Genomic DNA, 24,808 nt, shown 5'->3' with positions numbered 1-24,808 from the left:
CCCTGGGGTGGGGGGTACGGGGCGGCGTAGGCCTCCGGTGTAGGCTTGTCGGGAAGCGAGCCCCCGTTATCGCTCGACCTGCACCGCAGCCCTATCCCGCGGCACCGTCGCCTTCACCGTGCGCGCCACCACCGCGACCGGCGCCTTGCCGCCGACCAGCCGGTTGACCTGCCTGAACTCGCAGGTCAGCGCTTCCGGCGTGACGGTGACCACCGCGTAGCCTTGCGCGTCGGTATTGGCGTATTGGAGCCACGGATTGCTGCGCAGTGCGGCCAGTTGCTGGCAAAGCGGCACGACCTGCTGGACGAAGCCGGCATCGCTCTGCAGTCCTGTCAGCACCGCATCGGTCGTCGCATCGAGCTGTCCCTCGGCCACGCCGCGCGCCGCCAGCGCGCCGCGCAGCGATACCCGCAGCGATTCGGCCACGGTGGCGGCGGTGACGGTCGACGGCGCCAGCGTGTGGTCGAGCAGATTGACGTCGATCTGCACCGGCTCGCCGCCCAGCGCCGGAACCGGTAGCGACAGCGTGCGGTAGACCAGCGTGGACAGACTCTCCGACAACGCGCCGACGGCCGATTTCAGATACGAGAAGAACGAGTCCGAACTGATGCCGGCCGTCACCAGGTCCACCATCACCGGCGTGCCGCCGCCCTCGGCGTCGTAGTCGTCGTGCACGGTGCCGGCGTAGAACGCATGGATGTCGCCGGTCAGTGCGACCACGTTGCGGATGCCGTTGTCCGCCAGATGCCGCATCAGCGCCTTGCGCTCGGCGTTGAAGCCGTCCCACTGGTCGGCGTTCAGCACGAAGCGCTGGAAGAAGGCCGCGAGCGCGGTCTTCTGCCCGGCCGGGATAAAGGCCGACTTCTCGCGATTGGCCAGCACGTCCGGCTTGATATAGCCGAAGGCGATGGCCTGAGAGGCCGCGCCGATCTGTGCGGCGACGCCGCCCGCGGCAGCGGCCTTGGCCTGCCCGAAGGCCAGCACCGCGATGCCGGCCTGCGCGGCGTTCAATCCAGCGCCGATGGCGGCCGCGGACCTGTCGCCCGCGGTGGCATCGGCCATCGCGATCGCCTGCGCCGCTGTGGCGGCGCTAGCCTGTGAGGCGCCGGCCGTGACGGCGGCTACGACGGCGGCAGCCACCGGAACATTGCCGCCGGTCGACGTCAGCGCGCCCTGGATGCTGACTGACAGCGTGCCGACCGCCTGCAGCGCGACCAGCGTCGCAATGGCGTTGCTGCCGTCGATGCCCATGCGCAGCAGCGAGACCTCGTTGCCCCACAGCTTCCAGATCGCCGGCGAGCGCGCCACGGTGTCGCGCCACCAGTTGCGCTGTTCGTTGCCGAGGATCGACGTCAGTGCCAGCGGGTCGGCCGCGCCGGCCGCGGCCATCTTGGCGGCCTCGGCGCTGGCGAGCGTGCCGGCCGGCACCATGTAGCGTGCACCGATGCTGCCCAGCGGCGCGCCCGTGGCCGGGTTGATGGCGGCTTCGGGCAGCACGTGGTCGGTCCGGTACAGCCGTTCGTCGGTCATCACCAGATGGGCCAGCTTGCCGAAACGCAGATCGCGATAAATGCGGATGGCGTGGATGCTGTCCTGCTTCTCGTCGAACACGATATCGGCCGGCATGAATTCGAACCACGCGCGGCTGGCGGCGCGCCGGCGGGCGGGCTGGTGCTGCTCGATGCCGTTGCCGGCGGCGTTGTAGGTTTCGGCGTCGCCCCAACAGTCGTCGCTGAACTCGTGGTCGTCCCAGGTGGCGACCATGGCGAAACGCTCGTGCACCGCCTGCAGGCGCGGGTCGCTGCGGTAGCGCTTGTAGAGGTAGCGGTAGTCGTTCAGCGTGGTCGCGTACTTCGCGCCGCTGCTGCCGTTCTTGAAGCTGCCATCGGGCAGCACGAGCGGGGTGTGGACGCTTTCGACCGCGCCCGTCTGGAAGTCCTCGCCGACGGTCTCGTAGATGTAGTCGCCGAGGTGGACGACGAAATCCACGTCCTCGGCCGCCAGCGCCTCGAACGTGCCCCAGTGGTTGATGCTCCAGTCCTGGCAGCTGAGGAAACCGAGGCGCAGTTGCGACAGGTCGGCATCGGCCGCGGGCGCGGTACGGAAGCGCCCGACGCGCGAACGCACTTCGCCGGCGGTGAACTGGTAGTAGTACGTCCGTCCGGCATCCAGGCCGGTGATCTTGTGGCGAACCGTGCAGTCGTAAGCGCCGGAGACCGGAATGCTGGCGTCGACAACGGCGGTGCCTGCCAGCGCCGTGGCGGTGCCCAGCGCGCCGGCGTTGTCCGCGGCCGTTACCCGCAACCGGATCGCAAAGCTGGCGTCCAGGCTCGCCGCCGCGGCATCGTCGACGTTGGCCGGCACGACGCGGGTCCACAGCAGGATGCCGTCCGGCTTCGGATCGCCCGACGCCACGCTCTGCGGGAATTTCCAGTTCGCGCCGGAGGCCGGCGGCACGGCCGGCGTACCGGTGCCGGGTTGGCCGTCCGGGTGGTCGTCGCCGCCGCATGCCGCCAGCCCACCTGCCGTGGCCACCGACACCGTGATGAAGCCGCCCAGCTTCAGAAATCGCCTTCTGTCCATGTCTTGTCGTTCTCGTTGGAGTGGCTCGGGAGCGCGTCCCGAAGGGAAACAGCCGTCAACGGCCGTGCAGGGGCCGCAACGGCCGTCACAAGCGGATTGGAGCAGGGCGTTGTGACAACGGCGTGATGTGGAGGGCGCACCGGGGCCGGCAGCACGGCGGCTGATCGGCGCGCACCGCTGCCCGTGAAGGGCTCGAATCCGGGGGATGCTGCGCCGCAAGGATTGCCGCCCGGCAAGGTACAATAGCGGTTTTCGCCGGACTGTCCCGGCTGGCGCCACCCCCGCGCCAGCGGCCCGGCCGCCGTCTTACCCTCCATCGCCCTCCGACCGCTCAGATCATGGCGCATTTCTCGTGCTTCCCCGGCGCATTGGCCCTGTCGGCCTTCCGCCAGCAACGCCTGCTCACCGCCCTGCAACAGATCGACGCCGACATCGAGTCGGTGCACGGCCAGTTCCTGCACTTTGTCGATACCGACCAGCCGCTGGACAAGGGCGACACCGACCGTATCCGCGCGCTGCTGACCTATGGCGCGCCGTTCGCCGAGCAGCCCGAGGGCGACCGCTTTGTCGTGATCCCGCGTTTCGGCACGATTTCTCCGTGGGCCAGCAAGGCCACCGATATCGCGCACAACTGCGGCCTGTCGCATGTGCACCGGATCGAGCGCGGCATCGAATTCACCGTGATCTGCAAGAAGGGTCTGCTGCGCGGTCGCAAGACGCTGGATCCGCTGACGCGCGATGCCGTCGCCGCGCTGCTGTTCGACCGCATGACCGAGACCGTGGTCGCCACGCGCGACGCCGCGGCCGGGCTGTTCGAGGAACTGCCGGCCAAGCCGCTGCGCTTCATCGACCTGGCGGGCGGCCGCGCCGCGCTGGCCGAGGCCAATGTCGCGATGGGCCTGGCGCTGTCGGAGGACGAGATCGACTATCTGGTCGACGCCTACGCCAGGCTGGGCCGCAATCCGACCGATGTCGAGCTGATGATGTTCGCGCAGGCCAACAGCGAACACTGCCGCCACAAGATCTTCAACGCCACCTGGACCATCGACGGCGAGGAACAGGACAAGTCGCTGTTCGCGATGATCCGCAACACGCACCAGCTGAACCCGCAGGGTTCGATCGTCGCGTATTCGGACAACTCGGCGGTGATGGAGGGCGATGTCGCCGAACGCTGGTTCCCGCGCGGCGACGCCCACCAGTATGGCCGCCATCAGGCGCTGACCCATACGCTGATGAAGGTCGAGACGCATAACCACCCGACCGCCATCTCGCCGTTCCCCGGCGCGTCGACCGGCGCCGGCGGCGAAATCCGCGACGAGGGTGCGACCGGCCGCGGCGCCAAGCCCAAGGCCGGCCTGACCGGCTTCACGGTGTCCAACCTGATGCTGCCCGACGCGGTCGAGCCGTGGGAAAACGCGCGCGATGCCGCCCAGCCGCTGGCCTTCCGCAATCCCGACGAGCGTCCCGCGGTGACCGGCAAGCCCGAGCGCATCGCCTCGCCGCTGCAGATCATGATCGAAGGCCCGCTCGGTGGCGCCGCCTTCAACAACGAATTCGGCCGCGCCAACCTGGGCGGCTATTTCCGCGTCTACGAGCAGAACGTCGGCGGCACCGTGCGCGGCTATCACAAGCCGATCATGATCGCCGGCGGCATCGGCAATATCGACGCCTCGCATACGCACAAGGAGCCGCTGCCGGCCGGTTCGCTGCTGATCCAGCTGGGCGGCCCTGGCATGCGCATCGGCATGGGCGGCGGCGCGGCCAGCTCGATGGCGACCGGCGCCAATACGGCCGACCTCGACTTCGATTCGGTGCAGCGCGGCAACCCGGAAATGGAGCGGCGCGCGCAGGAAGTGATCAACGCCTGCTGGCAGCTCGGCGACGAGAACCCGATTCTGTCGATCCACGACGTCGGTGCGGGCGGCCTGTCCAATGCCTTCCCCGAAGTGGTCGACGGCGCCGGCCGCGGCGCGCGCTTCGAGCTGCGCCAGATCCATCTGGAAGAGTCGGGCCTGTCGCCGGCCGAGATCTGGTGCAACGAATCGCAGGAGCGCTATGTGCTGGCGATCGCGCCGGACAGCTTTCCGCGCTTTGCCGCGATGTGCGAGCGCGAACGTGCGCCGTACGCGGTCGTCGGCGTCGCCACCGAGGAAAAGCAGCTACAGCTGGTCGATGCCAGCGTCGATCAGGCGCTGAAGGAACACTACGCGGTCGATATGCCGATGGACGTGCTGCTCGGCAAGCCGCCGCGCATGCATCGCGACGTCAAGCGAGTCGAACAGTCGCTGCCTGAGGTGGACGTGACCGGCATCTCGCTCGATCAGGCGGTGCGCGACGTGCTCCGTCACCCGACCGTCGCCAACAAGTCGTTCCTGATCACGATTGGCGACCGCAGCGTCGGCGGCATGAACGCGCGCGACCAGATGGTTGGCCCGTGGCAGGTGCCGGTGGCCGATGTCGCGGTCACCACGCTGGACTACCAGGGCAAGGCCGGCGAGGCGATGACGATGGGCGAGCGCACGCCGCTGGCCGTGATCGACGCGCCCGCATCGGGCCGCATGGCGATCGGCGAGGCGCTGACCAATCTGGCGGCCGCCCCCGTCAAGGATCTCGGCAAGGTCAAGCTGTCCGCCAACTGGATGGCCGCCTGCGGCGTCGAGGGCGAGGATGCGAAGCTCTACGACACCGTGCACGCGGTCGGCATGGAGCTGTGCCCGGCGCTGGGCATCAGCATTCCGGTCGGCAAGGATTCGCTGTCGATGCGCACCAAGTGGGACGATGCGGGCGTAGCCAAGGAAGTGGTCGCGCCGGTGTCGCTGATCATCTCGGCGTTTGCCGCGGTCGACGACGTCAATCGCACGCTGACGCCGCAGCTGCGCACCGACCTGGGCGACTCCGTGCTGATCGCGATCGACCTGGGCCGCGGCAAGAACCGCCTCGGCGGCAGCATCCTGGCGCAGGTCACGCAACAGGTCGGCGACAGCGTTCCCGATGTGGACGATGCCGCCGATCTGCGCAACTTCTTCAATGCGATCCAGCGCCTGAACCGCGAGGGCAAGCTGCTCGCCTATCACGACCGCTCGGACGGCGGTTTGCTGGCGACGCTGGCCGAGATGGCCTTCGCCGGCCATTGCGGCCTGTCGCTGAACGTCGACATGCTGACGCTCGATCCTACGCAGGAGCCCGACTACGGCGACGCCAAGAACTGGGCCCAGCAGATCGCCGAGCGCCGCAACGACCAGACGCTGCGCGCGCTGTTCTCGGAAGAGCTGGGCGCGGTGATCCAGGTCAGGCTGGAGGATCGCGACGCCGTCTTTGCCGCGCTGCGCGAGGCCGGCCTGTCGGCCTGCAGCCATGTGGTCGGCAAGCCCAATGGCAGCGACCAGATCGAGATCTATCGCGACGCCAGGAAGGTGTTCGGCGCCCCGCGCGCCGAGCTGCAGCGCGTGTGGAGCGAGGTGAGCTGGCGCATTGCGCGGCTGCGCGACAACCCGGCGTGCGCCGACAGCGAATACGAGCTGCTGCTGGACGCCGCCGACCCCGGCATCACGCCGAGCCTGACTTTCGATCCGGCCGAGGACATCGCCGCGCCGTTCATCGCCAGCGGCGCCCGGCCGCGCGTGGCGATCCTGCGCGAGCAGGGCGTCAACTCGCAGATCGAGATGGCCTACAGCATGGACCGCGCGGGCTTCGACACCTACGACGTCCATATGAGCGATCTGATCGCGGGCCGCGCGAAGCTGGACGACTTCATCGGCTTCGTCGCCTGCGGCGGCTTCAGCTACGGCGACGTGCTGGGCGCGGGCGAGGGCTGGGCCAAGACGATCCTGTTCAACGGCGCGATGGCCGAGCAGTTCGCGGCCTTCTTCAACCGCACCGACACCTTCGCGCTGGGCGTCTGCAACGGCTGCCAGATGATGAGCAACCTCGCGCCGATCATCCCGGGCGCCGGTGCCTGGCCGAAGTTCACCCGCAACCAGAGCGAGCAGTACGAAGCGCGCTTCGTCACGGTCGAGGTCCAGCCGTCGCCGTCGATCTTCTTCGCCGGCATGGAAGGCAGCCGCATCCCGATCGTCGTCGCGCACGGCGAGGGCTTTGCCGACTTCTCGCAGCAGGGCGACAAGAGCCGCGTCGACGTATCGCTGCGCTTCGTCGACAACCGCGGCGCGGTGACGCAAACCTACCCGCTGAACCCGAACGGCTCGCCGGACGGCATCACCTCGGTGACCACGGTCGACGGCCGCTTCACCGTGCTGATGCCCCACCCGGAGCGCGTGTTCCGCACCGCCACGATGAGCTGGGCCCCGGACGCCTGGAAGCAGATCCCCGACGGCGCCAGCCCGTGGATGCGCATGTTCCGCAATGCACGGAAGTGGGTGGGATAAGCCGGTTCGGTTGAGGTTGGTTGGAAGCAGAAGGCCCGCGTGATGCGGGCCTTTTTGCGTCTTCTCGCTCCATGGCCTTGCACTGATGCGGGCAGTCCATGGGCTCCGATCGCTGCTATTGGCCGATCCGCGGAAGATGGCGACATCGTTGGTCGCCTATCCTCCATTCGTTGCCAAACCCCACGAGGCCATACCCATGTTCCACATCCAGTTCATCAAGCGTGACGATCAGCCAGTCTTCGCGGTTGTCCCGATCGACGTATGGGAGCGGATCAAACATCTGGTCGAGGACCTCGATGACGTCGCGTTGTTCGATTACGCCAAGTCGCAAGATGATGGGACGCGCTTGTCCGCTGCCGACCTCGATGCCCAGACGCACCGCGAAGGACGATGACCGGAACCGATGCGATCGGGCCTGGCGACCGCTCGGCCTGAGCCAGCAACGCTGGCTGCTGGTACGCCCACGCGCTACACTACCCGCCATTCCATTTCCTGCGGGCTGATATGGCGACTCTCTCCTTCGACCGTTTGCTGCAACCTGTTTCGGGCGACGACCCTTGCGGCGAGGATCTGCTGTTCTCGGCCGAATTCGACCGCATTCAGGAGGCGCGCCGTTTCGACGATCCTTCGCTGGATCAGGGCGAGTGGGTGACCGAGTTGAAGGAGGCGGACTGGCGCCAGGTGGTCGAGCTGTCGACGCGGCTGCTGTCGGAGCGGACCAAGGATCTGCGGCTGGCGGTGTGGCTGACCGAGGCGCTGGCCAAGACGAGAGGGTTTGCGGGTTTGCGCGACGGCTATACGGTGACGGCGCAGCTGTGCGAATCGTTCTGGAGCGGGCTGCATCCGCGCGCCGACGAGGAGGACCTCGAATATCGCACCGGCAGCGTGGCGTGGTTGGCCACGCGCTCGCGCCAGCTGATCCGCGAGATTGCGCTGGTCGACGAGGCCGCCGGCGGCTACGGCTATGTCGATTGGGAGGTCGCGACCGCGCTGACCGAGGCGATCCGCCGCGATCCGGACCACGCCGACGAACTGTCCGAGGGCAAGGTCACGCAGGAAGCGTTCGAGGCCGCGCGCAAGGCGACGCCGGCCGACTTCCATGTGGCGCTGCTGCAGGACGTGGTGTCGTGCCAGCAGGCGCTGGCAAGGCTCAGCGATGTGCTCGACGCGAAGGCCGGCGAGCATGCGCCGAGCTTCCGGCAGGCGCGCGAGGCGCTGGAAGCGGTGCGGGCGCTGGTCGAGCGCTTTGTCGGCAAGCCCGCCGCACCGGCCACTGTCGCCGGCGACGCGCAGCAGGCAGCTGCGCCGGCGGCCGTCGGCCGTGTCGAAGTGCCGGCAGCGGTCGGGCAGGGCGCCGCCGCAGCCGGCGGTCCGATCCGCACGCGTCAGCAGGCCCTGGCGCAACTGCGCGAAGTCGCCGACTTCTTCCGCCGTACCGAGCCGCATAGCCCGGTCGCCTATCTGGCCGCGCGCGCGGCCAAGTGGGGCGAGATGCCGCTGCACGCCTGGCTGCGCACCGTCGTGAAGGATGAAGGCACGCTGTCGCAGATCGAGGAATTGCTTGGCGTGATGCCGGACCCGGATAGCGATTCCAGCAACTAGTGGCTGAGGGGGCGCGTTACGCCCCCACGCCGCAATCGCTTACTGGCTCGCCCTGAACTCGATGCGCCGATTGCGCGCCCGGTTCTCTTCCTTGTCGTTCGGGGCGATCGGCTGATCCGGTCCCACGCCGACAGCGGACAGCACCGACGGCTCGATCCCCTTGCCGGCCAGATAGCTCTTGACCGTCTCCGCGCGAGACTGCGACAGCGCCAGATTCAGCGCACGGCTGCCCGAGTTGTCGGTGTGCCCGACGATCTCGATCTTGCGTCCCGACAGCTTCGGCAGCACCGCCGCCATCTCGTCGAGAATCGCGCGCCCCTTCGGCGTCAGCGTGGCGCTGCCGGTCTCGAATTCGATGATCCGGTTCGCCAGCGTGCGGTCCAGCAGATCCTGGCCCGATGCCGGCACGCGCAGGCCGTTCTTGACCGTGTAGTTCTGCCCCAGCCCGCTCGACATCATGGTGGCGATCTGCTGCCGCTGGCCCTCGTCGGCGACATCGCCATACAGCGCGATCTGCGTGCCGTCGATGCTCAGCTGCCCCCGCTTGACCTGCTTGATCTGCGGCGACAGCACCTTCTGCACATTCGCGGTCCAGTTCGGCGGCGACACCACGCCGCCGACCTCGATCTGATCGACCACATTGGCCGCGCCATACAACTCCCGCAGCCGTGCGAGCACCTCGGCCTTGGTGGCCTCGTCCGGCACCGCGCCGCCGGCGACCACGCGGCCTGCCGCTGCCTCCGCGCCGGCAGGCGTCTGGGCGGAGGCGGGCGACGCCAGCAGCCAGGTCAGGGCCGTCGCCAGCGCAACCGCGCGGCAGGCCGGGAAAACCGAACGCATGATCATTCTCCGATGAAGACTTCGCGGAAGGTGTCGAGCGCCGCGCGCAGCGACAACTGCGGCTGCTCGAGATAGCTCGCCAGCTTGGCCACGCCATAGCGCGAGCCCGCATGCTGGTCCACCCACTGCGGGTCGTCGATGTCGATATTGATTTCGCCGTACGCCAGCGGCGACATGATGCCGTGCAGCGTGCGCGACGAGGCGCCGTTGAAGCCGATCACCAGGCGTTCGCTGCGGCCGGCCTGTCCGGCGCCGAGGTTGCCGGTGTTGCCGGGGTTGCCGATGCGGCCGAGGAACAGCGACAGCTCGAAGTCCCCGCGCTTCAGGAAGCTCGATACCAGGTCGAGCCAGAAGCTGGCCACCAGGCTGCGATAGACCGGGTCGGACGGCAACGGCAGCGTCAGTCCCTTGTCCAGCCGCGACGTGCCGGCGCTCATCACCGGTTCGAGCAGGATGCCCAGCGCGACCAGCGTGCGTCGCAGGCACAGCGTCTGCCCATCGGCGCGCAGCATCTGCTCCAGCCCGGCGACGGTCTGGAATTCGATGAAGTCCTTGAAGCTGGCGTCGTAGGCCTGCGCGCCCGCGCCGATCTCGACCGCGAACTGGGTCTGCGCCAGATTGCGCAGACCCTCGGCCGGATCGGCGGCGGAGACCAGCTCCTGCATCTGATGGCTGGCGCGCGTCCACAGCCGCGTCAGCGCCAGCGGGCTGCGCGCGATGAACGGCAGCGGCTGGTCGATCTCCAGCGCCGCGGCGGCGAGGAAGGGGAAACGGCGCGACGACTGGTCGTTGCTGGCCATCACCGTCCCCGCGATCGCCAGCCGGCTCTGCGAGCCGAGGAAAGCGAACTGGACCGGCTGCCAGGCGTCATAGACGGTCTTCCAGCCCGGGTCTTCTGCCAGCATCTCCATCGCCTGCGACAGCCAGCGATCGAGCGTGTCGAGCAGCTGGGTCTGGTTCGGGCTCTTGACGAAATCCCCGCGCGACGGAAGCTTGCCGAAGTACGCGAGCTGCAATTGCGCTGCCTGGCTCATTGCGCACCTCCTGCACGCACCGGTGCGCCGGACTGCGCGATGGGCGCCGACGCGGCGGCCGGCTGTGCTGCTTCGACGGCGGTGACCGGCGCCGAGGCGTCGGCAATCGCCGGCGGCAGCTTCAGGCCGCGCAGGCCCTGTCCCTGAGGCGAGTCCGCGGCCGCCGTGGTGGTCTGCGGGCTGCTGACGATGCGCAGCGCCACCGCGACCGTGGTGCCGCCCTGCGTCCACGACAGCTCGAACGCGCCATCGGGCCGGCGCTTGCGCGAGGCCGTGGCGATCAAGCGCTCCAGGCCGAAGCGGCCCGGTTCGCTGAGCACTTCGACAGTGCGGCCGTCGAAAGTCGTGGCGGTGATGCGCGCGCCCGGCGTGCCCTGCGGATTGGGCCAGACGAAGTTGGTCCACTGGGGCGGCGTATTGCGATAGCGCAGCTGCTGGCCGTCGATCTCGATCGTGTACTCGGTCGTGCCGGCTGCCGGCGACGGCAGGATCTGGAACACGGTCTGCGGGGCCGCAGCGGCGGCACCGCCTGCGCCGGCCGCCGCGCCGCCGGTCAGCGGCGCGATCCAGCGCGTGAAGTTGGTGGTGAACTCCGGCGCGAAGGTCACGCCCAGATCGCCCCAGGTACGCGCCGCGATCATGTCGCCACGGCGTACCGACAGCGGACCGATGGTCGTACCGGCGAACTTCGCGATGGCGCCGTCCGGGCCGAACACCTGGCCGATCTCGGCGGCGCTGGCCTCGATCTTGGCATCGGAGGCAAAGGGGTACTTGGTCGCCAGCGTCTGCATGAACGGCTGGTAGACCTGGGCGTTCCACACCTTGTTGATCTCCACGCTGGCAGGGCGGATCGTCACCGCATACGACTGCAGCAGCGGACGGACCAGCAGCGGACGCAGCGTCTGGCGCTGGCTGTCGGTCATGCCGGTCAGCATCTGTTCGTCGACGTACTTGAGCGCGTCGGCCAGCTCGGAGCCGTTGCCGTCGAGCGTCTGCTGCATCAGCTGCCGCGCGCCGGGGCCGGGATCGCCCTGGTTCTTGATGGTGTTGAAGCGCGTGCGGACCTTCGACAGCGCTTCCATATAGCCGCGCAGCAGCGAATTGTTGTCGTGCATCACGGCGATCTTGGCCAGGCCAGAGAACTCCTTGCCGACCGGTCCCATCGGGATGTTGCCGGCTTCGGACGAGGAGGCGAGGCTCGCGCTGTCGACATTGACGCTGACGCCCGACGGGGTGCCGCGCGAGACCCAGCGCTTGAACCAGTCGATCACGCCGGTCTTGGCCTGCTTCAGGCCGGCATTGACGATCGACGGGTTGTCCCACGAGGTCTGCTCGTAGGCGGCGTCGAACAGCTTGCGGATCGGCGAATTGACCGGATCGCCGAGCAGGTTCATTGCGGTGACGGCCTGGTCGAAGCTCTTGAACTCCTGCACGGCCACGCCTTGCATGAAGCGCTGCCACTCCTTCGCGTACTCATTCTTGTACATCGACACCAGCGTCTTCTGGATCTGCTCGGGGCTGCCTTCCAGCGTCAGGTCGTCGCGGGCGGCCACGTTCAGCACCCAGTCCTTGCTCTGCAGTTCCTTGCTGGCGGCCTCGCGGATCGCGGGCTGCACGTATTGCAGCCAGGCCTCTTTGGTGAAGGTGCCGGGCACGGCGTAGCTGCCGGCTACGACCGTCGCGCCGGCGTCGCCGACGATGCGGGCCACCGTCATCGGCGCGAAGCGGGTGGCCGCGCGCGCCTTGATCTCGGCGTAGGCGCGCTCGCGCGCCGGCATGCCGCGCACCACGCGGCGCAGGTTCTCGCGGGTCTGGTCGATCAGCGACAGATTGCTTTCGAGCAGCGGCCAGTTGTCGTCGTTGACGCGGGCCAGATAGAACGAGATGTTGCGCTCGGCCGCGCGGATCAGCTGCTCGCGCGGCATGTTGCCGCGGTTCTCCTCGAGCCAGCCGCGCCAGAAGCGCGTGACCTGGTCGGTCAGGTGCGCCACCTCGACGTGGCGCTTGTCCGCCAGCATCAGATAGGTCTTCAGCGCGTTGTAGGCGTCCTCGACGTTGGTCGGCGAGGCGTCGGCATAGCGCTTGGCGTTCGGCGATTCGGTGTTCAACGCGGCGGTCATGTCGGCGGCGGAAGGCGCCGCCGTGGCTGCCGCGACGGCCGCGCCCGGTGCGGCGGCTACCGCGCTGGCGCCGGCTGCACCACCGGCCGTGGCCGACGCCGGTACCACCGCGCCATTGGCCGCCGGCGCCCGCACGTGCTGCGCCAGCTGGTCCGGGTGCGCGTTGACCTCGGCGAGGAAGCGTTCGATCGACGTGCCGACCGGCTTGAGCATGACCTGGCGCAGGCCGTTGTAGTACTCGTCGAGCAACTTGTGCTGCAGCGTGTCGCCCTGATAGAGGCCAAGCGACAGCGCGATCGGATGGTCGGCGCGGAAGCGCTCCAGCTGCTCGATGCGGTCCTGCAGGATATCGAGCGCCTCCAGCCGCGATTGCAGGTCGATGCGGTTCTGCTGCAGCTTGACGATCTTGTCGAGGTCGGCCTGCACATTGGCGGTCAGCTGGCGGTTGCCGATAAAGGACCAGGTCCAGCCGCCCAGCAGCAGGCCCAGCGCCAGCACCAGCCCGAAGAAGGTGACGAAGCGCATCCGTGTCTTGGCCGGGCTCGAGAACTGCCGCACGGTCTTGCGGTCGGCAAACACCACCTTGGAGAACAGATCGCGCAGGAAGAAGCCGTTCTTCGAGAACACCTCGCGGCTGTGCGCGGCGCTGTCGAGCTTCAGGCCGAAGCGGCGGGCAATCCGTTCGGCCGAGGCGCTGGTGGTGCTGGCCTCCTGCACCGCGCTGGTGAAATAGAAGCCGCGGAACACGGGCTTGTACTGGAACGGGTTCTCGTCGAACAGCGTCACCAGGAAGGCGCGCAGCGCCGGCTTGATCGACGCGAACTCGAGCGGGAAGCTCAGCAGGCCCGGCGACAGCTTGCCGTTGCGGTGCTGCGCGATCTGCGCCACGCTGATTTCCTTCAGGCCGTCGTACAGCTCGTCGAAACGCTCGTCGAACATTGCGGCGGCATCGCGCTTTTCGCCCGGCTCGAAGGGCAGGGTGGCGCCCCAGACGCGGTCGCGTTCATGCTTGTCGCTGTCGCCGAAGAATTCGGTGAAGCCGGTGATCAGGTCCGCCTTGGTGAACATCACGTAGACCGGCGCGAAGACTTCGAGCCGCTCGGTCAGCTCCTGCACGCGCTGCCGCAGGTTCTTGGCCAGCTGGATGGCGAACTCGGGCCGGTTCTGCGTCAGCTCGGGAATGCTGACGGTAACCACGATGCCGTTGATCGGCGCGCGCGGACGGTAGCGCTTGAGCAGGTCCAGAAAGCCCAGCCATTCCTTGCGGTCTTCCTCGTGCACCGAATAGCGGCCGGCGGTATCGAGCAGGATGCCTTCGGTGGTGAAGAACCAGTCGCAGTTACGCGTGCCGCCAATGCCGTGGATGATCGCGTTGTTCTTGTCGGCGAACGGAAACTGCAGGCCCGAATTCAGCACCGCGGTGCTCTTGCCCGCTGCCGGATTGCCGATCACGATGTACCACGGCAGTTCGTACAGCGCCTCGTTGCCCGACAGCTGGCCGAGCTTCGAGGTCTTGATGGTCTTGACCGCATCGACCAGCCGCGTCCGCAGCGCCTCGACCTCGCCGCGCTTTTCCTGCGGCGCTTCCTGGGCCGCCGCATTGGCCTGCTGTTCCAGCAGCGCGCCGAGCTTGCCGCTGGCTTGCCGGGCGCGATAGTGACGCCATGCGAAGGCGATCAGCCACGCCACCACCAGCAGGCCTAGCACGATGCCGACCCAGGTCAGCCCGACCTCGAAGGTATCGGCCGCCAGCAGCAGGAAGAGCGTCAGCGCGACGACGCCTATCACGGACAGCGTGCGCGTGTTGGTCAGGAAACTGAGGAATCGATGCATGGTGGCCTGCGGTTTGCGAATGCGTGTGCTGGTTCTTGTGCGTTTGCTGGTGCGTTGCTTGTGCTTGCCTGGCTTGGGCTTCGGCTTGTTCTGGCTCGTTCGGGCTCGTTCCGGCTAGTTCGTGCTTGGCGAGGATGTCCGCTAGGCGGTGGCCGGCGGCACCACCGCGATCGCGCCGCGCTGCTGCGGATCGGCCGCGGTCACCGCCAGTGCCGGGCCGCCGCGCTCGGCGCACTGCTGATGGGCGAGCACGATGGCCAGCAGCGCGCCGGCATTGCCGGTGTATCCGCAAGCGGTGCCGACCGGCAGCAGGTCCGCGCTGACGTCGAGTTCGCCAAAGCGTTCGGAGAACACCCGTGCCAGTTCGACGGTGCGGACCGGATGCGGGCTGATGTCGGCGGTGACCACGACCGGTTGGGGCGCGGGAGCCGGTTCGGCGGCGGACGCTTCGGGCTCTTCGCTCCTGGCCTTCGCATTGGAGCCTTCGGCAGGTTGGGTCAGCAGGCCCAGCGTCTGCGCGATGGCCTGATCCAGCGCCGCGGTACGCGGCTGGCCCTTGTCGGGAGTCGGCGCGTCGAGCCGCGTCAGCGTGGCGCGGACGATCGATGCCGGCGGCGCGTCCTGCGCGAGCATCGCGGCCAGCGGTCCCTGCGGCGGATACAGCAGGACCCCGGCTGCCGCCTCCGAGGGCGCGACGCCGTGCTCGCATTGGGCGCTGAACAGCCGGTTGGTCGCGCGCAGCCGGTCGATCGCTTCGGCGCCGATATGCGAATCGGCGGCTATCACGCCGCGCAATTCGTGCGTCGGTTCGCGATGCAGCGCGAGGATCGCGCGATCGACCTGCACCATCGCATCGCCGTCGCCCTTGGCGGTCAACGTCTCCATCGAGATCCGTTCGATCGGCCACAGCCCGGTCAGGCGGCCGCGCACGTATTGGCCGGCAGCCGCCGCCATCGGCGCCTGCCATCGCTCCGGCAGCAGCAGCGTCAGCACCAGCCGCGGCGGCTCCTCGGCCTGCGGCGCCGCCGCAGTCTCGTCTGCGGCAGGGAAATACAGGCTGGGATATTCCTCCACGACCTGCGCCACCAGCCGTTCGGCCACATCGCTGGCCAGCGCGACGGTCCGCACGGCCTCGTCATTCCACGGCAGTTCGGTGAAGGCGTGCTCCAGTGCTTCGCGCGTGCCGTCGACATCGATGTCCTCGGCAGGCGCGGCGAAGATCGGCATGCCATCGCGCAGCACGTCGACGACGTCCGGCCGCTGCTGCTCGGCGGTGGCCGCGGCGGTGGTGGCCGTGTCGCCGCCCTTGGCGGTATGCAGGGCGGCGCCCAACACCAGCGCGCGCCAGCGGCGGCTGGGGTCGTCGTCGGATACGGCGCCGTCCGACGGGGCCACGCCGTCCTGCGCGGCGGCCGGCGTGCTGACCGCGGCCGCGACATTGCGGCGGATACCGTCCAGCGCGCGCCGAATGACCAGATAGCCCGCGATCATGCCGGCCGGCAGCAGGAACAGATGCGTGACGATATCGGTCGTGGTCGGCATCCGATGAATCGATTGCCACCACAGGATCGTCGCGGTCCAGACCAGCGCGAAGACGGCGAACAGGATCAGGCCGGAACGGAACAGGCGTGCAAGCATGGTGTCGGGGAGGGTCGGCACAGGGGAGCGCAACAGCGGAACGGTGCTCGCCTTACGCGCTGCCGGTGACTCCCTGGCTGGACAGCAGCGTCGCGCCGCATGCCGTCTTGTCGCCGTGGCGGGCCGCGGCGCGGCCGTCGATGATCACGGTCGGATCGCCGGTGACGATGGTGGTTTCGCCATGGCCGGACTTCGGGCAGGTCACGCGATCGCCGACGCAGGCAATGCCCTTGCCGTTGGTCGACGTGGTGCCCGACGCGCTGATCACGACGCCGCCGTGGTCGGTCTTGTCACCCAATACGATAAATGGCCGTGTCATTGTTGTTCTCTCGACTGAGAAGGGCGATCCCGCCACCAGCTATCGATTCGCGGCCTGCTTTCGCCGGCTGCCGTTGCGTGCGCCGTGCCCCCGCACATCGCACGCTAGCCGGGCTTCTTGCCAAGTACGCCGGGTCGGCGCAACTCGACGTGCCCAAGATCCATCATCTTCCAGCGCCCGCCCCAGGTCAGCCCCGCGGACTCGGCGATCTGCCCATACAACTCGTATCCGCGCATCGCCCACGGATCCTTCTCGCTGATCACCAGCTTGCCGTCGCGATAGAAGGCGCTGTCGGCGGCGAGGCCGAACTGATGGTAACTGTGATAGGCACCCGCCTTTGTGACATGCGTGCCCATCGCGGCGAGCCTGGCCTGGCGCTCGGGGCTGCGATAGCCCTCCAGCAGCGCCATTTCATAACCATGCTCGTCGCGCATGATCTTGTAGACCAGCAGCAGGCGCTGACGAAAATCGGCGTCGAGCAGATCCCAATTGCGGCTGGCTTCGCGAATGGTCGGGCGAATCCGTTCAACTTCCTGCGTGGTGAATACTTCCGGCGGCAATGGCGCCGGAGGAACCAGGCGTTCGCCATTCAACAAGGCGGAAATCTTCTGGTCCGGTTCGCGCAGCGCGTCATCGTACTCGAACAGCAGTTTCGGTCGCAAGGCGAGGGCCACGATCGGCGGGGTCGCGACGACGCCGGCCGCGCACAGCAGAAAGACCTTTCGGCGCGCAACGAAGGCGCGCAATGCTTCCATCGAATCGGCCGCCTGGGAAGCCGACGTTCGTAGGGTTCCGGCCGAGCGCTGGCTCGCCGCGCTCGCATTGATACTGAGCCGCTGCCATTGCGCACGAGCGGCCAGCAGCACGCGCTCACGCACGTCGGGCAGCAACAGAATGGCCGCAATGGCGACCATCAGCGCGAAATAGAAGAACAGCGAAACAAAGATCATCCGCTCAGTCCGCGTACCACGCGACGCCCAAACCGCGTATGACAGCGGCTTCAATGGTTACATTTTGTGACATTTATTTGGCTCGATTCCCGGTTCACATTCCCTGCAAAAAAATCGCCGTCTGCGAGTTGTCACGGCGGCGTTCACATATTTGCATTTTTGTTGCAGCCAGCTATAAAATCTGCGCGCTTCGTCCGCATCGGCAGCTGGCGCCATCTCGTCGAATTTCTGCTCGGGCCCTGTCTTCGAGTTATGTTGCCGATCGCTTAACTCAATTCCATCCCTGCGCTGCCCGACGCGCATTTTATTGCAATTCGAGAGCCAAAAGATGAGCCACAGCGACGACTTGAAAGGAAATGAACCGCCGTCGCTGTTCGGCTCGGGCAATGCCGACAGCCAGGGACCCGATACGCGCATTCTGGCCAGCCTCGAAGGGCGGGTCGCCAGTCACGCTCCCGTCAAGAAGAAGACACCCGACATCAAACGCCACGGCGTGTTCGCCACGCTGGCGTTGCTGCTGGTCGGCGCGGGCGCCGTGGCCTTCTGGCTGGGCAAGGGCAGCGATGCCGAGGCGCCGACGGTGGCTGCGGTTGTGCCGGCTGAAAGCCCGAATTCGGCCGCCAGCGCGGCCCAGGCGCCCGACATGCAGGCCGCTGCGGCCGGAGCAGCCGGCCCCGTCGATGCGCCGGCAAGTTCGGCCACCATTGTCGATGTCAGCCCCGAGCGCGATGCCGATGACGATGCGCTCGACAATCTCGGCAAGATGCCATCTGGCGATCTGGCCGCTGCGGGCCTGGGCGCCGCGGCACTGGCCGGCGGTACCGCGTTGGCAGCAAACGCGACGCAGGATCATGAAAAGACCGCTGCGGACCGCCGCGCCAAATCGACGACGGTAGCCACCAAAGATCTGAATAAAAAAACGCTAAACCAAGAAGTAAATAAAGCGAAGATCACTGCGTCGAATCAAGCCACTACAAAACAGCAACATTCGAATACGGCGACCAAGGTTGCTTCGCGTTCCAATTCGAACCCTACGACTGTAGGGAAGACGAAAAACGAGCGCTCGCGTATTGCCTCCAACAATACGCGCCGGGTTTCGAAAAAGGCGGGCGCGAATATGGGCAATGATCGCGACGCCGAATTGCTCGCGGCATTACTGGCACCCACGCCCGAAGAGAAAACCACGACCGCGTCGCGGACGCGCAAGAGCGGCACCGCCCAGCGTTCGCAGTAATGCCGGCCGAGGGGGCAAGGGTGCTGACAGAGGCGATGGCCGCGACTTCGACGCGGCCATCGCCGTTGTCGGGCAACTGATCGGCGTGCTTGCCGATCGCTGCGACATCCGCTGTGATATCCCCTGCGACACACGCTGCGACACCGAACCGCCATGGACCACACCACCCTGATTCAGACTCTGTTTTCCCCGGCGCGGCGGCTGTTCCAGCTCGAAGGCGAGGGGGCCATCGGCGAGCTGGCCGTCGAGGCGTGGCTCGGCCGCGAGGCACTGTCGGAGCTCGGCGAAACGCGCATCGTCGCGGTCAGCGCCAACGCGCGGCTGGCGCTGAAGTCGCTGCTCGGCGCGAAGGTCACGCTGTGGACCACGCTGGCCGATGGCGGTCGCATTCGCCGCAGCGGCCTGGTGCGCAAGGCCGAGAAGCTGGGCGCCGATGGCAGCCTCGCGCGCTATCGGCTGACCGTGGTGCCGTGGCTGTGGCTGGCCACGCAGCAGCGGCATAGCCAGGTATTCCAGAACCGCACGCTGGCCGATATCGCCGAACAGATCCTGTCGCCGTACGCGCCGCATGCGGTGTGGCGCTACACCGCGGGCGCGCAGCAGCGCATCGATGCGCTCGGTCCGCGCGAACACGTCAGCCAATATCGCGAGACCGATTACGCCTTCCTGTCGCGGCTGCTGGCCGAGGCGGGGTTGGGCTTCGCCTTCGTCGACGACGAGCAGGCACCATCGGGGCATGCGCTGACGATCTTCGCGGACAGCCCGCAATTGCCGGAGGGGCAGCTTTCAAGCGTTCGCTATCATCGCGCCCACAGCCAGGAAGAAGCCGACGCCGTGCAGCAGCTCGCTTGCCACAGCCGCGTGACGGTGCCTGGCGTCGCGGTGGTGGCCTGGGATGGCAACGGCAAGCGCACGCTGCGCGGCCATGCTCCGGCCAAGTTCGGCGGCGGCGCACAGTGCCCCGAACCCTATCTGTCGGTCAGCCAGTCCGCGGTCGGCGATGCCGCCGGCGCGCAGCGGCTGGCCGAACAATTGATGGAGAGCATCGAGGTCCGCGCGCAGCTGTTCGCCGGCCAAGGGACCGTGCGCAGCTTCGTCAGCGGCACGCGTGTGGCGGTTTCCGATTGCCCGCATCTGCCCAGGCAGGAAGACGCCGAGGCCGCCTATCCGTTGCTGCTCGAAATTGTGGAGCACTGCGGCCTGAACAACCTTGCGGCCGAAACGCGCGCCGCGCTGGGTCAGCGGCTGGGCCCACTCGACGCCGCGCTGTGCTTCGATACGCCGCCTAGCGCGCCGGAGAACGGGCCGATGACGATGGGCTTTCTCGCGCCGGGTCATACGGTGGAGCGTGATACGCCAACCGCGTCGCTGCGCCAGGCGGCCGAGCAGTACGGCTACGCCAATCTGTTCCGCGCCTGCGATGCGCGCCGCCCATGGCGCCCGCGCGTGGTTGACGGCAACGGTGCAAGGCTGTTCGCCGCGCCGACCGCGATCGGCGTGCAGACCGCCACCGTGGTTGGACCGCAAGGCGAGACGCAGCCGAGCGGCGATGCCGAACACCACGTCAGCCCGCGCGGCGAGATTCGCGTTCGCTTCCCGTGGCAGAAGGGCGAACGCGAGGACGACCGCAGCACACGCTGGGTCCGCGTGGCGCAGCGCCAGGCTGGCGCCGGCATGGGCTGGCAATGGCTGCCGCGCATCGGCCAGGAGGTGCTGGTCAAGTTCGCCGACGACGATATCGACCAGCCGATCGTAATTGGGGCGCTGTACAACGGGCAGGGCGAGGGCGGCATTGCGCCGACGCCGGGCGGCAAGCAGGCCGCTGCTACCGATGGCTCCGTCTATCAGCAAGGCAGCGACACCGCGCCCAGTGCGCAGGCCAATGTGGCCGGCGGCCATGCACCCGCGTGGCATGGCATGAGCGCCGATAAGGACGGACACCGCAATGCCGCCGCACTGAGCGGCTTCAAGAGCCGCGAGCATGGCGGCGAGGGCGCCAACCAGCTGGTGTTCGACGACAGCGACAACCAGCTGCGCACGCAGCTGGCCACGACAGTCGAGCACAGCCAACTCAATCTCGGCCACCTGATCCATCAGCAGGACAACTACCGCGGCAGCTTCCGCGGCGAAGGGTTCGAGCTGCGCACCGACGGCCACGGCGCCATCCGCGGCAAGGCCGGTGTGCTGATCAGCACCTATCGCGATGCGCAGAGCCAGCGGCCAGTACCGACCGGCGATAACGCCGCCGGCATCGCGCTGATCCGACAGGCGAAGTCGCTGACGCAGACGCTGGGCGAGGGTGCGGTCAAACACCAGACCGTTGCGCTGCTGACCGCGAAGGACGACGAGGCCCCGCTGGCCAAGCTGGAAACCGCGGCCTCCGGCATGGTCGACGGCAAGGACTACGACGCCGCGATGCAGGACGCCGCCAGCGGCAACAACCAGACGCAAGGAAAGGTGCCGCATCCGAGCGAAGCCATCGTGCAACTGGCCGGCCGTGCTGGTCTCGCCATGGTCGCGGGCCAAGAACTACAGATGGTCAACGGCAAATCGCTCGGCATGGTGTCGGGGCAGGACACCAACCTGGCGATCGGCAAGCAGGCACGGCTGCACAGCGGTCAGGCGATTGGCCTTGCCGCGGCGCTGGAGAAAGCGGGCGAGGGGGACACCGGCCTGAAGCTGGTCGCCGGCAGTGAGGACATCGACGTGCAGGCCCAGCACGATGCGATGAAGCTGCAGGCCAAGGATGAGCTGAAGGTCGTGTCGGCGAATATGCAGGTGGACTTTGCTGCCGCCAAGCGGATTCGGGTGGCGACGGCGGGCGGGGCGTCGATCACGATCGAGGGTGGGAATATTACGGTTGAGTGCCCGGGGGCGATTACTTACAAGAGTGCGCAGAGGAAGTTTGAGGGGCCGGTGAGCGGTTCCTATGCGCTTCCTCAGTTTCCCCGCTCGTCGTGCAAGAGCTGTTTGCTGGATGCGATGAGACAAGGCGCACCTGGCGTTCTGGTCTGATATGCCGCACTACGCCATTATTGACAGCGCTCAACAGCCTGATTACTACAGGCGCCTGGACCGCTATGGTGTCACGTATCGATCCCTCTTTGACGGGCATGCGGAAGCGGGCATGAAGGATATCGCACCGCTGCTGCTCGATGTTGAGACGTTGCCCGATGGTCAATGCGATCGCATTCGTGCCGATATTCGCCGTCTTGGATCAACGCGGCCGTGCATCAGCTTGCTCAAGTCTGCGCGGTCCCTGGACGACCTTGCTGCGCACTTCAGTGCATACCATGTCGTCGATCTGCCTGGCCAGGAACGAATGATTTTGCGTTGGTACGATACGCGCATACTGCCAACTTGGTGGAACGTCATGACGCTTGCTCAATGCCGTGCGTTCGGGTACGGCATAGATGAGTGGCGGTACTTCGATCGCTACGGCGCGGAATGCCGGCTTCCCTCGATCACTTCGCCGACGGATAGCGTCGGTCTGGAATTCGCACCACTACGGCTCACGCAGTCCCAGTACGACGATCTCCTGGCGGCGGCCGAAGCCGACGTTGCCATAGCGAACGTGCGTAACGTGATTCCGGATGAGTTGCGCCGCGTTCCGATGCATACGCTGTATCCGTTTGTCGACATGCAGCTTGCCGCCGCACGGGCGCATGGCCTTGACGATCTCGACGAGCAGGTTCAGTTCCTGCTGCTGGCCCTGTATACCTCGGGAAGATTCGCTCAACATCCGATTGCACAACAGCGTCTGAAAAAGCCGGCTTCCGAACATGCCCAGTCCTTCGCAGATTGGACGGCAGGCGTGCCCGATGCGGTTTGGGAGTCCGGGCGTCCGCTTTGGGAATGCGTGTCGACCGCCACATGAACGAGGAAGGAATTGAACTTTCGAGCAAGTTGTTTCTTGACGGGCGTAATCAGCGGCATCGCGCGGGCGGTCAGTCCCAAGGGCGCCGCAGGTCGTATGGTGAAATGGATTGGCGCCGCGTTCACGGTTTGGACACTGGGTGCGTGCGCCGCAGAGTTGATTGGTACCAACATTGTTGGCTACAACCACACGGATAAGGACATCGGTCACTTCACGGTGAATGGAGACGGTGGCGCATACATAGGCGCCCACGAGGGGGGCGGAAAATTCGCGTGTTGCGCAAGCGTGCCCAAGTCATGGCGGCCTGGATTGACCATCACAGTCGGTTGGACTGATGAATACGACAGGAACTACCAAGAGCGGGTCGTGGAGGTTCCAAAGTACGACAAGGTAGGCGATGTCGCGGTCCACTTTCTCAGTAGCGGCCAAATAAGGGTATTCGTAACGAATTACGCCATATGGCACCCGCAATACCCACTCAAGGGAAAAGACGCGCAACTGAAGCCAGGTGTGGACCCAGTAGGTCCTCTTGGCAAACGAAAACAATAGTTGGCTGGGATCACGATCACCGACTTGCTTGAAGGGGCGGATATGGGAAGCACTGGAGCACAACCCTTGCCAGCGGATGGGGCGCGTCGCCTTTCGCCGCAGCAGGCCGCGCAACGCGCGCGAGCCATGGCTTGCGTTCGAGACAAGCGGTCCACCGTCTGTCAGGGCAGAGTTCACGTCACCATCTTCTTCGACGGCACCGGAAACAACTGGAGGTGGAACGGTCCCTTTGTAGAGGGAAAGCGCAGGAGTTCTCAATCACAACGCGCGCGAAATAGCCACAGCAACGTAACGCGTCTGTGGGACTGCAGCCTTGACGAGCCAGATAATGGTCAGTTCAGCTTCTATATTCCCGGCGTTGGAACACCGTTCAAAGACATCGGTGACACTGGCGATGGCTTCTGGGATGGGACCTTGGGAGCGGGAACAGCGCGTAAAGGCGCCGACCGGATCAATTGGGGGATCATTCAGGTCTACAACGCAATGCACCGCTATCTGGTGGGCTCCAATTTGATTGAGCCCGAAATGGCCAGAACCGTCGTAAACAATATGAGCAGCCTCATTGCGCAGCTCGGATTTGTCGATTTTGCCCGCCGGACGATCCTACGGACCTGGGAAGAGAAGCTGGCAGACGTTGTTCGCAACCATCAGCGGAAGTTGCGCGAAGTCACAGTCTCAGTATTCGGTTTCTCACGCGGAGCGGCAGAAGCTCGCGCCTTCGTACACTGGTTGTATGAGATCGCAAAGGCCAACAACGACGGTTGCGACCACGTTCTGGCAGGTGTGCCGCTGAAATTCAACTTCCTTGGTATCTTCGACACCGTCGCCTCCGTCGGTATTTCTGCAGCTGTACGCGGGGCGGAAGGCAAGATGGGCTGGGCAGACGGTCACATGATGTCGGTTCATCCGGCAGTTCGGAAGTGCGTTCACTTTGTCGCGCTCCACGAGCAACGTGTCAATTTTCCGGTGGATCTGGCTGTTGGCGCGAATGTAAAGCAAGTTTTCTACCCTGGCATGCACTCCGATGTGGGGGGAGGATATTCGCCGTCCAGTCAGGGCAAAGGCATGAAGGCGTGGGGCTCATCTGCGTGCCTGTCTCAAGTTCCTTTGATCGACATGCACTACGAGGCGATCCAGGCGGGTGTTCCGCTACGTACGATCGAGGAGATCGCGTCCCGACCAGCCTTGGCACAGGCATTCTCGTGCGATAAGCGGCTGGTTGAAACGTATAACGGCTGGCTTGCCAACCATGGCATCCCAGGCGGTGCCCCTACCGAACAAATTCGAGCTCACACTCGTCAGTACATGCGGTGGCGTGGCTTGCGTCTGCGTACAGGGACTTCGAACCTGTTGCGGCAACGCTTCTTCCTCGAATCGGATGCCGAGGACCGAGTCGATCTAGCAAATGCGCAGGCCTTGCTCGGCAAGACCGTTGCCGAATTGCGGCGAGGAGGAGCCGCGGCGATATCCCGGCATGCAGAAGCGACGGCCCAGTCGGCCAAAGACGTATCCACGTTGTTGACGCAGGTCAATGATGAATCATCGCTGCCGGACGCCGTCGTGCGGATGTTTGACGACTACGTTCATGATTCGCTTGCGGGATTTTATATCGGTACCCATACGGAGTTGTCGCTGCCCCTTATTGAAGTAGCTGTGGCCGTCAATCCTTACAGTATGGAGCCCCCTCAGATGATTCCCGTGTCGCGAAAGGGCACGTATCTACGCTACCGTACCGCATATCAGGTCGAAGGCACGAAGGCCGCTGCGGCTTGCGTGCCTGCTCCCACTGCTCGCGAGAGCATGCCGGTCGATTGAGCCTTTCGGCGCTGCGGCCAGTCTTCCAA

Annotated in this window: 15 protein-coding genes; 8 read left to right on the top strand and 7 right to left on the bottom strand. The window is 66.4% G+C overall.

What is annotated here, in order from left to right:
• Window positions 1-66: 66 nt before the first annotated feature.
• Window positions 67-2,583 (bottom strand): alkaline phosphatase D family protein, encoded by a 2,517-nt coding sequence (locus tag HTY53_RS21185; RefSeq protein WP_174108525.1) that lies wholly within the window; start codon window positions 2,581-2,583, stop codon window positions 67-69.
• A gap of 338 nt (window positions 2,584-2,921) precedes the next feature.
• On the opposite strand from HTY53_RS21185, the gene purL reads away from it, so the two are divergent.
• The 3 genes from purL to tssA all read left to right on the top strand — a co-directional run bounded on the left by purL (window position 2,922) and on the right by tssA (window position 8,570).
• Window positions 2,922-6,968, top strand: coding sequence for a phosphoribosylformylglycinamidine synthase (gene purL / locus HTY53_RS21180; RefSeq protein ID WP_174108524.1), 4,047 nt, complete (start codon window positions 2,922-2,924; stop codon window positions 6,966-6,968).
• A gap of 196 nt (window positions 6,969-7,164) precedes the next feature.
• Window positions 7,165-7,362 carry a hypothetical protein gene (locus tag HTY53_RS21175; RefSeq protein WP_174108523.1) on the top strand — a complete coding sequence of 66 codons (198 nt, stop codon included), beginning with the start codon at window positions 7,165-7,167 and terminating at the stop codon, window positions 7,360-7,362.
• Window positions 7,363-7,472: 110 nt separating this feature from the next.
• A complete protein-coding gene (gene tssA, locus HTY53_RS21170) occupies window positions 7,473-8,570 on the top strand; it encodes a type VI secretion system protein TssA (protein ID WP_174108522.1) in 1,098 nt (365 codons plus the stop codon).
• 39 nt (window positions 8,571-8,609) lie between these two features.
• Here the strand turns inward: tssA and HTY53_RS21165 are convergent, their stop codons facing one another.
• The 6 genes from HTY53_RS21165 to HTY53_RS21140 form a co-directional block, all read right to left on the bottom strand.
• Window positions 8,610-9,410: an OmpA family protein gene (locus tag HTY53_RS21165; protein WP_338018984.1), complete on the bottom strand. Its 801-nt coding sequence runs from the start codon at window positions 9,408-9,410 to the stop codon at window positions 8,610-8,612.
• A 2-nt stretch (window positions 9,411-9,412) separates the two neighbouring features.
• Entirely contained in the window at window positions 9,413-10,444 is a 1,032-nt protein-coding gene (gene tagF / locus HTY53_RS21160) for a type VI secretion system-associated protein TagF (protein WP_174108521.1), read from the bottom strand.
• Complete coding sequence (gene tssM / locus HTY53_RS21155; protein ID WP_174108520.1) at window positions 10,441-14,397, bottom strand: type VI secretion system membrane subunit TssM; 3,957 nt, start codon at window positions 14,395-14,397, stop codon at window positions 10,441-10,443. Before tssM ends, tagF begins: the two co-directional genes overlap by 4 nt.
• A 141-nt stretch (window positions 14,398-14,538) precedes the next feature.
• The gene (locus HTY53_RS21150; RefSeq protein WP_174108519.1) at window positions 14,539-16,035 is read right to left on the bottom strand and encodes a hypothetical protein; all 1,497 of its coding nucleotides are present in this window, start codon (window positions 16,033-16,035) and stop codon (window positions 14,539-14,541) included.
• Between the two features lie 52 nt (window positions 16,036-16,087).
• Window positions 16,088-16,354: a PAAR domain-containing protein gene (locus HTY53_RS21145; RefSeq protein WP_149318842.1), complete on the bottom strand. Its 267-nt coding sequence runs from the start codon at window positions 16,352-16,354 to the stop codon at window positions 16,088-16,090.
• A 104-nt stretch (window positions 16,355-16,458) separates the two neighbouring features.
• Window positions 16,459-17,304: a M15 family metallopeptidase gene (locus HTY53_RS21140; RefSeq protein WP_174108518.1), complete on the bottom strand. Its 846-nt coding sequence runs from the start codon at window positions 17,302-17,304 to the stop codon at window positions 16,459-16,461.
• A 328-nt stretch (window positions 17,305-17,632) separates the two neighbouring features.
• Between HTY53_RS21140 and HTY53_RS21135 the strand changes: the two genes are divergently transcribed.
• From HTY53_RS21135 to HTY53_RS21115, 5 genes are all read left to right on the top strand, one after another.
• On the top strand, window positions 17,633-18,538 hold the full coding sequence (locus HTY53_RS21135) for a hypothetical protein (RefSeq protein WP_174108517.1): 906 nt from the start codon (window positions 17,633-17,635) through the stop codon (window positions 18,536-18,538).
• A 153-nt stretch (window positions 18,539-18,691) separates the two neighbouring features.
• The gene (locus HTY53_RS21130; RefSeq protein WP_174108516.1) at window positions 18,692-21,553 is read left to right on the top strand and encodes a type VI secretion system Vgr family protein; all 2,862 of its coding nucleotides are present in this window, start codon (window positions 18,692-18,694) and stop codon (window positions 21,551-21,553) included.
• A 1-nt stretch (window position 21,554) separates the two neighbouring features.
• Window positions 21,555-22,415, top strand: coding sequence for a DUF4123 domain-containing protein (locus HTY53_RS21125; RefSeq protein WP_174108515.1), 861 nt, complete (start codon window positions 21,555-21,557; stop codon window positions 22,413-22,415).
• Between the two features lie 36 nt (window positions 22,416-22,451).
• Window positions 22,452-22,964 carry a DUF3304 domain-containing protein gene (locus HTY53_RS21120; RefSeq protein ID WP_254600056.1) on the top strand — a complete coding sequence of 171 codons (513 nt, stop codon included), beginning with the start codon at window positions 22,452-22,454 and terminating at the stop codon, window positions 22,962-22,964.
• Window positions 22,965-24,779, top strand: coding sequence for a T6SS phospholipase effector Tle1-like catalytic domain-containing protein (locus tag HTY53_RS21115; protein WP_174108514.1), 1,815 nt, complete (start codon window positions 22,965-22,967; stop codon window positions 24,777-24,779).
• Window positions 24,780-24,808 lie beyond the last annotated feature (29 nt).

The organism is Cupriavidus gilardii (assembly GCF_013314895.1).
GTDB classification, from domain to species: Bacteria; Pseudomonadota; Gammaproteobacteria; order Burkholderiales; family Burkholderiaceae; genus Cupriavidus; species Cupriavidus gilardii_C.
The sequence above is the reverse complement of the archived record's forward strand: the minus strand, read 5'-3'. Positions and strand labels throughout refer to the sequence as shown.

Excerpts from the sequence above, each read along its gene's own strand:
- HTY53_RS21135 (WP_174108517.1), top strand. The coding sequence starts at position 17,633 with ATGAGCCACAGCGACGACTTGAAAGGAAATGAACCGCCGTCGCTGTTC.
- tagF (WP_174108521.1), bottom strand. The coding sequence starts at position 10,444 with ATGAGCCAGGCAGCGCAATTGCAGCTCGCGTACTTCGGCAAGCTTCCG.
- HTY53_RS21145 (WP_149318842.1), bottom strand. The coding sequence starts at position 16,354 with ATGACACGGCCATTTATCGTATTGGGTGACAAGACCGACCACGGCGGC.
- tssM (WP_174108520.1), bottom strand. The coding sequence starts at position 14,397 with ATGCATCGATTCCTCAGTTTCCTGACCAACACGCGCACGCTGTCCGTG.
- tssA (WP_174108522.1), top strand. The coding sequence starts at position 7,473 with ATGGCGACTCTCTCCTTCGACCGTTTGCTGCAACCTGTTTCGGGCGAC.
- HTY53_RS21165 (WP_338018984.1), bottom strand. The coding sequence starts at position 9,410 with ATGCGTTCGGTTTTCCCGGCCTGCCGCGCGGTTGCGCTGGCGACGGCC.
- purL (WP_174108524.1), top strand. The coding sequence starts at position 2,922 with ATGGCGCATTTCTCGTGCTTCCCCGGCGCATTGGCCCTGTCGGCCTTC.
- HTY53_RS21175 (WP_174108523.1), top strand. The coding sequence starts at position 7,165 with ATGTTCCACATCCAGTTCATCAAGCGTGACGATCAGCCAGTCTTCGCG.
- HTY53_RS21125 (WP_174108515.1), top strand. The coding sequence starts at position 21,555 with ATGCCGCACTACGCCATTATTGACAGCGCTCAACAGCCTGATTACTAC.
- HTY53_RS21150 (WP_174108519.1), bottom strand. The coding sequence starts at position 16,035 with ATGCTTGCACGCCTGTTCCGTTCCGGCCTGATCCTGTTCGCCGTCTTC.
- HTY53_RS21185 (WP_174108525.1), bottom strand. The coding sequence starts at position 2,583 with ATGGACAGAAGGCGATTTCTGAAGCTGGGCGGCTTCATCACGGTGTCG.
- HTY53_RS21130 (WP_174108516.1), top strand. The coding sequence starts at position 18,692 with ATGGACCACACCACCCTGATTCAGACTCTGTTTTCCCCGGCGCGGCGG.
- HTY53_RS21140 (WP_174108518.1), bottom strand. The coding sequence starts at position 17,304 with ATGATCTTTGTTTCGCTGTTCTTCTATTTCGCGCTGATGGTCGCCATT.